At 47.2% G+C, this 13,372-nt stretch carries 8 protein-coding genes; all 8 read left to right on the plus strand.

Annotated elements, in window-relative coordinates:
• Positions 1-73 precede the first annotated feature (73 nt).
• The 8 genes from V7S65_RS00675 to V7S65_RS00710 all read left to right on the plus strand — a co-directional run bounded on the left by V7S65_RS00675 (position 74) and on the right by V7S65_RS00710 (position 13,369).
• The gene (locus V7S65_RS00675) at positions 74-901 is read left to right on the plus strand and encodes an HvfB family MNIO-type RiPP peptide maturase (protein ID WP_079468731.1); all 828 of its coding nucleotides are present in this window, start codon (positions 74-76) and stop codon (positions 899-901) included.
• Positions 885-1,634, plus strand: a complete 750-nt coding sequence (locus tag V7S65_RS00680) for an HvfC/BufC N-terminal domain-containing protein (RefSeq protein ID WP_336386559.1) — start codon at positions 885-887, stop codon at positions 1,632-1,634. The genes V7S65_RS00675 and V7S65_RS00680 overlap by 17 nt, the downstream gene beginning before the upstream one ends.
• A gap of 64 nt (positions 1,635-1,698) precedes the next feature.
• Positions 1,699-2,661, plus strand: a complete 963-nt coding sequence (locus V7S65_RS00685; protein WP_079468729.1) for a polyprenyl synthetase family protein — start codon at positions 1,699-1,701, stop codon at positions 2,659-2,661.
• A 735-nt stretch (positions 2,662-3,396) separates the two neighbouring features.
• Positions 3,397-6,396, plus strand: coding sequence for a SusC/RagA family TonB-linked outer membrane protein (locus V7S65_RS00690; protein ID WP_336386558.1), 3,000 nt, complete (start codon positions 3,397-3,399; stop codon positions 6,394-6,396).
• 17 nt (positions 6,397-6,413) lie between these two features.
• Entirely contained in the window at positions 6,414-7,889 is a 1,476-nt protein-coding gene (locus tag V7S65_RS00695; RefSeq protein ID WP_159454228.1) for a RagB/SusD family nutrient uptake outer membrane protein, read from the plus strand.
• Between the two features lie 12 nt (positions 7,890-7,901).
• On the plus strand, positions 7,902-9,044 hold the full coding sequence (locus tag V7S65_RS00700; protein ID WP_079468725.1) for a carbohydrate-binding protein: 1,143 nt from the start codon (positions 7,902-7,904) through the stop codon (positions 9,042-9,044).
• Positions 9,045-9,046: 2 nt separating this feature from the next.
• On the plus strand, positions 9,047-10,090 hold the full coding sequence (locus V7S65_RS00705; protein WP_336386557.1) for a DUF5007 domain-containing protein: 1,044 nt from the start codon (positions 9,047-9,049) through the stop codon (positions 10,088-10,090).
• Between the two features lie 39 nt (positions 10,091-10,129).
• Positions 10,130-13,369 carry a SusC/RagA family TonB-linked outer membrane protein gene (locus V7S65_RS00710; RefSeq protein ID WP_079468723.1) on the plus strand — a complete coding sequence of 1,080 codons (3,240 nt, stop codon included), beginning with the start codon at positions 10,130-10,132 and terminating at the stop codon, positions 13,367-13,369.
• Positions 13,370-13,372 lie beyond the last annotated feature (3 nt).

Consider the following 13,372-nt stretch of genomic DNA (forward strand, 5'->3'; position numbering starts at 1 on the left):
AGGTCAGGTAAAGGCCGGTGTGGTACGCACAGGCCGGTCTTTACTTTATTTTAACCTCCTAAAATGTACGATCATGGTAGGTGTAGGTTTTCGCAGGGAGTTTGCGGAAGAAATGATCAGCGGTGAACATATCCGGCCCGATTTTATTGAGTTTGCCCCTGAAAACTGGATGAACATCGGCGGATACTGGAAGAAAGTATTACATCGTGTAGTAGAAAAATACCCGGTGCTGTGTCATGGGCTTTCCCTGTCTATCGGCAGCCCCGAGGCACTGGACAAATCATTTCTGCAATATGTAAAAACATTTCTCCGGGAATACAACGTACAGATCTATTCCGAGCATCTGAGCTATTCCAAATGTGATAATGCACATCTGTACGACCTGCTGCCCATCCCTTTCCGGATGGATGCGGTAAAGCATATTGCAGGCCGGATACAGCAGGTACAGGATTATTTGCAACGCCCGCTGGTAATGGAAATTGTATCCTATTACACACCTGTAGCGGCGGAAATGAGTGAAGTGGATTTTATCAATGAAGTGGTAAAACAATCCGGCTGCCAGCTGCTGCTGGATGTAAATAACATCTATGTAAATGCTTTCAATCATCAGTATGATGCCAAAGCATTTATACAACAACTGCCGCTCAGCAAAGTAGCTTATATCCATATGGCCGGCCATGAGCAGGTAGCGCCCGACCTGATCATCGATACCCACGGGGAACCGATTATAGACCCGGTATACGACCTTTTTGAATGGACCATTCAACACCTGCAACCGGTACCGGTTTTACTGGAAAGGGATTTTAATATCCCGGAAATGGCGGAGCTGCAGGGCGAGTTAACAAGACTGAAAAATATTTGTCATAAACAATGGAAACGGAAAGATGAACTTGTTGCCTGACACTTATCATATCCAGCAAACTTTTTCCACCTATTGCAGAACAGGTGAAAAAGTAAAGCTGCCCGGCGTAGAGCCTCACCGGCTGAAACACTACCGCCAGCTGGTGTTTAATATGATCCATGATACAATGGAAAATGCATTCCCCATTGCATTCAAACATATTCCCACCGCAAAGTGGAATAAAATGGTGAAGGAGTTTTTTTCGAAACATGCGTGTCAGTCGTACCAGGTGTGGAAGCTCCCGCTGGAATTTTACACCTACGCAGTAGAGCACAACTGGGAAGATACTTATAGTATCCCCTTCCTCAACGACCTCCTCGCTTTTGAGTGGGCTGAAATGGAGGTGTATAACATGGAAGATATACCTGCACCCGCGCATTCCCTTTCCGGCAACTGGCTGGACACGCCGCTGGTACTCAATCCTGAATACCGGTTGTTATCGTTTCATTACCCGGTTCATTTGTTAGCGAAGCCCAAAGACATCCTGAAAAATAAAGGTGTTTACTTTGTGTTGTTGTTCCGCCACCCGGAAACAGGGCATGTGGAGTTCACGGACCTGTCGCCCTGGCTGGCTTTTTTAACCGAGCAGTTAACATCGGGTATCACGGTAAGGGATATACTGGAATATGCACCGCAGCTGAATATAACGGATACGGGTACACTGGAACAGGACACGCTTGTTTTTCTGAAGCACATGCAGCAATTACATTTTGTGCTGGGCTTTCAGCAATAAAGAAAGTCAGGTTATACTTTCCCGCAGAAATCGTAATTTCGGCCCCGTTCTTAGTGATGATCATATGCAATTAGCCAGGGAAACGATTGGTAGCGAACTACAACGGTTTGAGGAGATTTTTCATGATGCCATGCAAAGTGATGTACTGTTGCTGAACAGGATTATGGCGGATATTGCGGCCCACAAAGGGAAGCAGATGCGTCCCATGTTTGTGTTGCTGTGCGCCCGCTTGTGTGGGGCCATCAACGATGGTAGTTACCGAGCCGCCCTGCTGGTGGAAATGCTGCACACCGCTTCCCTTGTGCACGACGATATGGTTGATGATGCGATGAAACGCCGAAGCGCGTTTTCCGTAAATGCCCTCTGGAAAAATCGTGTATCCGTAATGGTGGGCGACCAGCTCTTTACAAAAGGTGTACTGCTGGCGCTTGATAATAATGATCCAGGTTTGCTTAAAATTTATGCCGCCGCCATCCAGCAAATGATAGAAGGAGAACTGTTGCAGCTGACCAAGGCCAATAAACTGAGCTTTGAGGAAAAGGACTACTATGATCTCATCAACGCCAAAACGGCCTCCTTCCTGGCCGCTGCCTGTGCCGCCGGCGCTTCCTCTGCCTGCGATAACCCGGAAACCATCCGGCTGTTACACGACTTCGGGCAAAAAGTAGGCATGGCCTTTCAGCTGAAAGACGACCTGTTTGATTATGGAAATACCGACATCGGTAAACCTACCGGCAATGATATCAAAGAAAAGAAAGTAACCCTTCCCCTGATCTATACCGTTCAACAGGCAGCCCCGGTGCTGCGGAAAAAGATCCTTCACATTGTAAAGCACCAGCATACCGATAAAGACAAAGTGAACTTTGTAGTGGAAACCGTGAACCGCTCCGGCGGCCTTGATTATGCCACCCAAAAAATGATGGACTACCGCGATGAGGCATTCCGGATCCTCTTTACCTTTCCGCCTTCTCCCACACGCGCCGCACTGGAAGAATTAGTGCGTTATACTACCGATAGGGCATACTGATCCTGGAATTTTTGTTGGGGCAGGTTTGACTGATCTGCGCATCTTCGCGTTAATCCGCATAGAGATTCATGATACAGATAAAATTGCGCACATCCTCCGGTACTCAGTAAACACTATCAACACTTATAAAACCCGGATTAAGAATAAGGCGGTGGTGGCGAATGAAGAATTTGAAAAAAGGATCATGGAGAATAAGGCGGTGTAGCCCCTCAGGATTAAATTTTTAAAAATAATTCACAAAAAACTATGAAAAATCCATTTAGCTAATTACATTTGGTACAGTAGCGTTAAAAAAACAACCAGAATTTAAAGAGCATTGATAGTACAAATGACCAGTTAGACCCTGTGTTTGCTGTAGTTTCCCCACTGTGCGTTGGTACTAGCAATTATTGAAAACCAGAATTACAGATCGATTGAAAATTTCACGTTAATTAATCTTTGTTTCCATGACTCAACGTTCATTACATCCTGACAGGGTTACCCGCTGTCCCTAACTACTTCACGGGCGTTATGCTTTCACAGTCGACATTATTTTGGCATCCTGCTTATGCTGCACGAGGCATTTTGCATGGCAGATATTGTGCTGTAGTGGCCATGGCGTGCCCTGAACTCTAAATTTACAGACATTCCCCTAAAGGGAACAGGGCAACCTATGCCCGTTCATGTCAAAAAAAAATTAATGTGGTGTAAAGCTTCTTTTACACCCTGGGATTCTCATTCCTAAATATTGCATGTATGAAATACTTTTACTTTTTCCTGCACAGAGGTATTTATTTTTTTGCAGCCATGTGCCTGGTGAGTACCTCATCGGAAGCACAGAATGTGTTGTTTAAAAATAATAAAGATACCTCCGGTGTGAATGCAGATTCACTTGCCTTTTCCAAAGTGACATCTACCAGGCGCGACACGCTGGGATATTTTCCCAACAATGAACTTTTCCTGAAACGTAGTGCCAGCGGGGCTATTTCTTCAGTAGACATTGGAGAAGTGAAAAAACTCCCTTATACCAGTATCGATCAGATGCTGATAGGAAGGGTAACTGGAGTGGATGTACGAATTCCTTCTGCGGAACCCGGAAAGCGTAACAGTGTATTCGTAAGAGGCACCTCTTCCCTGCTATTGAGCAACCGCGACTTGTTTTACGCGCAACCTACCTATGTGGTAGATGGTGTGCCCCTCATCATGGAGCATGCGTTTGCCTACGACATCCAGCGGTTCGATTTTAACAGGATGGGAACAGAAACCAACCTGCTTGGTTTCCTGGATATCAATGATATCGAAAGTATTGAAGTGCTGAAAGATTTTGCTGCCAGCGCAAAATACGGTCCCAATGCAGCCAACGGCATTATCAACATCACTACCAAAGCGCCGCGTGTAGGGCAAATGCGGGTGTCTGTAAATGCTTATGCCGGTGTGGCGCTGAAACCCGCGGTAGATGCAGTAAATGGCAGATACGAAAGTGATTTCCGCCTGCCCTTCTACCAGAAATATGCGGATGAAACGCAATGGCGCAACTTCCCCCGCTACCTGGCAGATTCTTCCCAGGCCCGCTACTATGGCCCCGCCAACTGGGATGATCTTTTTCTCCGGAACGCATTTACGGAAGGGATCCAGGCGGCTGTAAGCGGAGGTACCCCTTACGCGAACTTCCGTTTCAGCATCGGGCAATCCACGCAGCAGGGCGTATATGATAAAACAGGAATCAAACGCTACGATGTAAACTTCGGTATCAATATTCAACCGGTCAGGAACCTGATTTTTACAACAGATATTTCCGTAGCTAATCAAAACCGTAAGAGGAATGAGTTTATCCGCGACCGTGCCGGGGATGAAGACTATCTCTTTAACTACGATGCCCCCTTATCACCTAACAAAGCCTACCTGCAACAGTATTATACGGCGCTGGAAAATACCATTAACCGGAACAAGAATAATTCAGCCCGTATCATTGCCAATGCGAAGTACAGCTTCTTATCGCACTTCACCTGGAATACCCGTTTCGCTATTGACTACGGGCAGAATTTCCGCGACTTCTTTGTGCCTACGGCGCTCGGTGAAGGCAACAGCTATGTATCCAACTACGATGGCCTGAACAGGCGGATGATTCTCGATAACTCCCTGCAGTTTGCAAAAACTTTTCCCGGAAAACATCATGTTGAAATAACGCTCGGTCAATATGGTCAATGGGACAAATGGCGCTATGACTACGGCCGCGCCTACAAAGGCTCCAGCGATTATGTGAAGATTTATCAGCCAGGTACCGATCAGCAGAAAGAAGGCCGCTTCGGCAACTTCCGCCTGATGTTTAATACCAAAGATTTTACGCAGTCGCGCCTGGCATCTTTCTACACCAACATCGGGTATAACTTCAATGAAAAATATTTTGTTTCCCTGTATGTGAGAAGGGATGGCAGCTCTTACCTCGATGCGGACAACCGCTGGCTGATATCGCCTACCTTATCTGCATCATGGAAAGTACATAAGGAAGATTTCCTGAAAGAATCTTCCTGGCTGAGCAACCTGAATGTCCGCGCCAGCTGGGGCCGCGTAGGCCGTTTGCTGATGGATGAAATGTATACCGGCGGACCGGTATATAACGTGGATGCAGGTTGGAACGGTGTACCCAATATGTCGACCTACAACGGTTTCCCTGTTATCAACGCTGCCTACACCACCGGTTACGTAGTACCGGGTACTTCCTGGCCGGTAGTAGAACAGCTGAACGGCGGCATTGATATCGGTCTGTTTCACGACCGGTTACGTGCATCGCTGGATGTATACGCCAAAACAGACCGCAACCTGGTACTGAAAGTGCCTACGCTGGAAGAAGAAGGATACACCGGGATTGTAAAAAATGGTATGGACATCCGCAACTATGGCTATGAGCTGTCTATCGATGCAGATGTAGTGAAAGGAAAGAAATTCCAGTGGACCACCGGTATCAATATTTATACAAACCAGAATAAGCTGATGGCTTTGCCTGACGGGATTACCGACCTGGTGATCAACAACCGCCGCTTCCTGGTAGGCAAGCCGGTAGACCGCTACTGGCTGCTCCTCAATGAAGGCATTTACAACTCCGATGATGAAGTGCCCGTAAATCCAAAAACAGGCAGGAAAATGACCTACCAGGGTGTTACCCTGAAAAAGGGTGATCCCAAATGGACAGATTTAACCGGCGATTTTGATATCAACGACAAGGACCGTGTAATGAAAGGCCGCTTGTCGCCCGCTGCTACCGGAGGTTTCACCAACACCTTCCACTACGGCGCATGGGATGTGAATATCCTGCTGAATTATTCTTTTGGCCGTAAGGTGATTAACCAGGCACTGGCCGATCGCTTTGATTTCGCTAACAGGGAAGCTATTGATGATCCAAAGGCGATCAAGGAAATCAGCTGGTGGTCGAAAGTAGAAGGCGACTACAGCAAGATCCCGCAATACAATCCCTGGAGCGCGGTATATGCCTATCAGCCCAATCAAACCCTGTTCCTTGAAGATGGCTCCTTTGTAAAGCTCCGCGCATTAACAGTAGCCTATAACATGCAAACAGAGTGGATGAAACGTTCGGGTGTTGAACACCTGCGTATTTACGCTACTGGTAACAACCTGCTTACGTGGACAAAGTATAAAGGCGGTGATCCGGAAGCAGTGAGCTACTTCGGGTATGACGAAGGGTATTACAACTGGGCGGCTCCACGCACCTTTACACTGGGCTTTAATTTTCAATTCTGATGTTAAAAAACAAGATCATGAGAAAGATAGGGTTGATACTATTACTGGCGGTGAGTATGCCGTCCTGTAAAAAAATGCTGGATGTGCCGTCACATCGTGCCCTGACAGAAGAAAATATGTGGCAGACTAAAAATGATGCACGCGCGGGATTGTCTGCCTGCTATGCTTTGATGCGTGCTGCCATGTCAAATGAAAACGCGCACTGGGTGTACGGAGACCTGCGTGGAGGCGACTTCCAGTCGACCAAACGCGGTGATCTGCGTGCGGTAGTTGAAAATAACCTGAACGCAAGTTATTCCACCATGGAAGAATGGCGCGACTGGCGAAGATTTTATACAGCTATTGCGCAATGCAATCTTACTATACAAAAATTACCGCAGGTAACTGCTACCGACTATCGTTACTCACAAAATGAGATGACGCTGGACCGCGCACAGGCCATTTACATCCGCGCATTTTTGTATTACTATATAGTAAGGATCTGGGGAGATGTGCCACTGGTCACTGCTCCGTCTGATGGGACCTCAAAAACGATTGCCCGTGAAAAATCGGACAAAGTACTGGACTTTGCAGCTGCAGAAGCAAAAGCCTGTATTGATGGCTTACCCTGGAAATACAATGGTAAATCGCCGGAACAACAGGGCGATTACCGCGGCCAGGGCGAATCGCATCACATCTCCATCACCATCACCAAAGGGATGGCCTACACGCTGCTTGCGCATATCTATAACTGGAAAGGGGAGTATGATAAGTCGCTCGAGTATGCCAACACCGTTATCAATAACCAGTCGAACACCGGTTACGGCTTTGTAAGCCTGAACGACCTTACCCGGCTGGATGGTGCTTTCCGCGGACGTATCGGGGCTAATATCTTCCAGATAGATATGAACTTTGACCATGCGGAAATATCTTCCACCGGTCAGCTGGAAGACTGGACCCTCCGTGAACCCTATATTCCAAAAAGGGAGTCTGAAATTTATGTGCCGAAAGACAGTGTACTGAAAATTTACAGTGAACCGCGCGAACAACGGCCTACTTACTTCTTCACAAAAATGGAAGAAGCCTATCCCATCTTCTTTAAGATGAAACAGATCAATGGCGCGGTGAAAGACCCGGTGTTGAAAATGTATTCGTCCTGTATTATCGTATTCCGGTATGAAGAACTGTACCTGCTGCGCGCAGAAGCCAAAGCGCGGTTAGGACAAACAGCGGAAGCACAAAAAGACCTGAACCAGATCCGTAACTCCCGCGCACTCAAAAATGTAAACGTAGCTATGGCCGGCCAGGAGCTGATGGATGCTATTTTGCTGGAACGCAGAAGGGAGTTGATGGGAGAAGGATGGTACTGGTACGACCTGGTACATTTCAAAAAGATCCCGCAATACACCAGGCTTACACAGGCTGATGTAGACAGGGGAGCGGCCCTGTGGCCACTATCGCAGGAAGCGCTGTCCAACAATGGCGCGCTGGTTCAAAATTCTTTCTGGAAATAATAAATCACTGCCATGAAAAAATATTTAATACTACTGGCTGTCACGGCTTGTTTTGCATGCGAAAAAGGGATGCAGGACTACCGGAATGCAAAGCCCGTATCGGAAGTGAAAGTAAGTACCTATGATTTTCTCAAACAGCAGGGAGGATTGTACGACACCCTGCTATTACTGATAGACCGCGTAAAGCTGACCGATACGCTTAAAAGTCAACAGGTCACTTTTTTTGTTCCGCAGGATAACAGCATCACCACTGCTATCAGGAACGTGAATTTTTCCAGGGAACGTCTTGGCGATAAAGGCAACTGGACGCTGGACAGTATTCCGCTTGAAGTATGGGACAGTCTTTTACGGCGCTACATTGTACGCGGACTGGTAACTGCCGATTCGTTGAGATACGCGGATGGCAGCGACCTGGAATCTTTATACGGTCATGAGATGAACGGCAAAACCGCCAGCACCAATGCTTCCGGCGCAGTGGGCGCCGGCACGGCCGTGTTGCAGTATAGCGATAAAAACGAGTCGAGGTTTACGAAAGACTGGTCCATTGCGCTCACGCAAAACGTGGATATCAAATCTACCAATGGCTTGATGCACATCCTGGAAACCAGACATGTATTTGGCTTTACCTCCTTTGTTGGAAAAGCCTATCCCAAATCGCTGGAACCGCTGCAGGGGCCATACCTGGGCTACCCGATTGAGATACCCGGTATCGTAAACGCGGCGGATTATGATGAGGGGCCCAAAGAAGTGGCTTACCATTACGGCAATCCCAATGGAGGTCATACTTACCGTCCTGATGACCCGGGTACAGAAAACTGTTCGCAGGGGGATGGCTCCACAAGTCCTGGTGGCAACTACAACATCGGCTGGACCAGCGATGGCGACTGGGTACGATACACCGTTGATATCAAAGAAGCCGGAAAATATAAAGTGGAACTGAGGATTGCCGGTAATGGCGGTGGTCTTATTTATCTGCTGATAGATGAAGTAAGGGTATGTGAAGATATCCCGATACAGGGCACCGGCGGCTGGCAAAACTGGCAGGGAGCCTTTGGTACGGCAGATCTGCCCGCAGGAAAACACCTGATGAAAGTGATGATTAAGAAAGCAAATCTTAACCTGCACCGTCTCATCTTCACCAAAATAAATCCATAAAAATGAAAAGGCAAGTATATACTTTATTAATAGCCGGCACACTGGCAATGATGGCAACAGGCTGTTACAAGCAGCTGTTGCCGGATGAGAAAGAACACTTCAGCAACAACGCCAACTTCGACGGGGATACGTACCAGGCTAATTTTGGACGTACCAATGTGTTCTACGGAAAATTCAACGCAGATAATTCAACACAGCCACTCACTTTTGAAATGAAGAACATTGCCCGGCCGGATGGTATGCCTGCGCCGGAGCTACTGGAAGAAGTGAATACCTGGCAATGGAAAGAATACTACAGCGGCACAGAAAAATCCGTAGCGGAAATTGAAGCCAAACGCATCCAGGTGAAACGGCCTATCCTCGATATTCGCTCCACTTCAGGCGATCTTGTGTTCTGGGCTACAGATACCTCCAAAATAAAACAAGGCATCTACACTTTTGATATCCTGGTGAAGAACAAAGGCGGACAGAAAACTTTCCAGAAAAGAAAGCTGGACCTCCGCCGCCCACGCCCGTATGAGCCATACGAGTTTGATGATATCACCGGACTGCAAAAGAAAGAGTCTAATTCCAATAACCTTATTTACAACCATCCTACCGTAATAGGCGTGCAGGATATGCAGAACAACGAGATTAAAAGCGAACAGGTAAATGTGTATTTCGTTAAAACAGGTACTACTAAGAATACGCTCACATTTAAGTTTTATGATCAGGATTCCTTACCTATTAAAATGTCGAAGTTTAATGTTACCAAATGGGATAGCCTGAGATATTACAGCAATACCGCCGGCCTGAATGTGAATTTTGGCTTTAACCGGAAGTTTTCATCAGACAGTGCCACCGTTACCTGGGATGTAACCAGTCCGTACCCGGTACTGGCTGATGTAGGCATTAATGAAAAAGCCAGCATCATGTTCACCTATGAACGGGTTTCCTATGGTATCCGCCGGCAGGCAGGTATCGGTTATGGCTTTGCCGTATTTGAACCCGGCAGCTGGGACGTGATCTTCAAGTTTAAAGTAAATCCCAAGTTTACCAACGATTAACCTGGTAACTGTATTCTGAAACATTAAAATATTAGTGCCATGAAAAAACGGTACATACATACGCTGGTTGTTCTATTCCTGTTACTTGCAGGAGCCGGCAGCACGGTATATGCCCAACAGGCTGTTACCATCAAAGGCCGGGTGACGGATGCCGCTTCGAAAGAGGGTATTCCGGGCGTAACCATCATCGATATAAAAAATAATAAAGGTCTTGGTGTTACGGATCCCACCGGGCGTTTCACCATTTCCGTAGAGCCAGATAAAACCATCCAGTTCCGCTACATCGGCTACCGCCTGGAAACGGTTAAAACAGGGAAGGTAACCACGCTCAATATTACCCTGAGCCCGGAAAATAAATCGCTGAAAGAAACGGTGATCATCGGTTATCAGAAGCGTACCAAAGAAACATCCTCCGGATCTGCCGGCGTGATCGATGGAAAGGCGCTGCAGGATGTACCGGTATCCAATATCCAGGAATTGCTGCAGGGTAAAATCGCAGGTCTTAATATCCAGAATAATTCCGGTGCGCCGGGTTTTCGTGGTACCATGTCCGTGAGAGGGGTTTCCCAGCTCGATGTAAGCGGTAGTGGTGATAACGCCTATCTCACCAGTAATAACCCATTGCTGGTAATTGATAACGTACCGGTAGATTTCGACGGCGGCATTTCCCAGTCGATGTTACAACCCGGTGCCGCCACCGGCCCGCTGGCATTGATTCCACCGGAAGACGTAGAATCCATCGTAGTAATGAAAGATGCGCAGGCTACTGCTTTGTATGGTTCCCGCGGCGCCAACGGCGTAATTGTGGTCACCACCAAACGTGGTAACTCACCTACTCCAATCATTGACATCAACAGCAGTTTGTTTGTGAACCTGCCGCCAAACCTTCGGCCTACTATCGGTGGTAATGCAGAGCGGAGGTATCGTATTAACTCCATCATGAAAAATGCGAGAGATGCACAGGCGGCGCGCAGCATACTGGGAGATCCCGATTCCCAGTTCCTGACAGATAGCCTCAATGCGTTTTATAATAATTCTACCGACTGGCAGGGATTATTTTACCAGACCACTTTAAATACCAATAACAACGTCCAGATCAGCGGTGGTAACCTGAAGATGAACTACAAGGCAAACTTTGCCTACCAGATGAACCAGGGCGTATTAAAGAATACCGGCTTTAATAAATACAGCCTGAACATGCAATTGAATATGCAGCCAAGCAAGAAGCTGCGTATCGGCGCACAGTTGTTCAGCGCACTGGGTCAGAAGCAGCGCGGTAATGGTGGCGGATTAACCAATAATGGTGCAGGAAACTCCTTTACCTCCTCCCTGATGCCCGGCCCTTCTACCTTTGTAGGTAACCCCCAGCTGAGCGGATATGAAAATAATATAGACGATAATAACACCCTCAATATCCGTGGCTTCGTGGATGTAGACTATGAAATTATCAACGGACTGCGTATCAACTCCACTACTTCTTACGATTACTATACAGATACCAGGGACCGGTTTAACCAATCGTTTTCCAATAACAACCAAACCGGTTTGTATGGTTTCGTAGGCCGCCACGATGAGCTGAACACCAGGAATGGCGTGAACTACAGCTACAGCAGCAGACCATCCGACCTGGAGAAAAGCCATAACATATATGCCAGCGTATTCAGTGAAATAAACATCAAATCAGATGACCAGCATGTGAAAGACATACGCAATGGTCCGAACGATTATTACTGGGGCCCCCGTGGTTATTCCCCGAGGTTTTATCCCGGTAACCCCTGGAATAATGCGAACGAAATAAACGTAAATGGTACGCCGGTATCTTATGTGTATCATGCCGCGTCGTGGGCGGGGTTCTTCTCTTATAACTACCGCACCAAATATGTATTAGACCTCGCTTACCGGTTAGATGGAAACTCTTCTGCGGGTATCAATAATCCCTATACGAAAAATCCATCTGTAGGTGTACGCTGGAACTTTAATAAAGAAAACCTGATGCGGCGCTGGAACTGGCTGGATTACGGATCGGTGCGTGTAACGTATGGGGTTAACAGTCGCCCTACCGCTACTATCCTCAATTCACTGGGCGCTTATGAAAGTGTGAAAAACTACAACAACGCCGTTTCCATCAATCCTAATTACAATATACTGGCTAACCCCTACATGGAACCGGAGAAGTCTTCGCAGTTCAACTTCGGGGTAGACCTGGGCTTGTTTAAAGGCCGCGTGGAAGTGATCTATGATACTTATTATAAAAACAACTACAACCTGGTGCGGGATATCCCGTTGCCCAATTCTACCGGGTATGGCAAGATGCAGGTGAATGGTGGCGCTATTGTGAACTATGGTCATGAGTTGTCTATCACCACGCGCCCTATTATGAACCGTGATCCTAAAGGATTCCAGTGGATCTTTTCAATAAACGGCGCCTACAACAAAGGCGTGCTCACGGAATTACCCGGCGGCTCACAGCTCTTTATAGCAGTGGATCAAAACACTTACCAGAGCATTGCTTTGAAGGTGGGCAGAAATCCACAGAGCAACTATATGTACCAGACAGACGGCGTATACAGCAATACTTCCGATGTACCGGTAGATCCTATCAGGGGCGTACGTTACAAAGCATTTAAAGGCCCCGGTACCCAGTATTTCCAGGCAGGAGACCCTATCTGGAGAGATCTGAACGGCGACTACGCATTGGATGGCGCCGACTATATGATTATGGGTAACCCGGAACCAATGTTCACCGGTGGTTTGAATAATACATTGAGCTACCGGAACCTGTCGCTCAATATCAACTGTACTTTCCTGGCGGATCGCAGCATCCTGAATAACGCTATTGCTGCAAGGATTTACCGCCTGCAGTATCCCCAACTGTTGAGTAAAGACGGTACCGCCGCCGGCCCTATCAACCTGTATGATATCAGTAAAATCGACTACTGGAAAAATCCCGGCGATAAAGCATCGCATCCTGCCATCGTGGGGTCTTTTGATCACGATGCACAGGTAGCGCCTAACAGGCTGGATCAGAGCCTGTACATGGAAGATGGCTCCTACTTCAAAATTAACCAGATCACACTGGCTTATCAGTTCCGTGATTTTGATTTTATGAAGAAGTTAAAACTGCGTGTATTGCGTGCTTATCTCACCGCATACAATGTGGGCATCTTCTCAAAGTATACAGGGCCTAATCCAGAAACCGTGACTTCACTCGGCAGGGACGATATCAACGGATATCCGAATGCCACCAGTTTGACATTCGGTATAGGCGCTCAATTTTAATGA

This window comes from Chitinophaga sp. CCNWYY40, from assembly GCF_037483205.1.
In the GTDB taxonomy this organism is placed as follows: domain Bacteria; phylum Bacteroidota; class Bacteroidia; order Chitinophagales; family Chitinophagaceae; genus Chitinophaga; species Chitinophaga ginsengisegetis.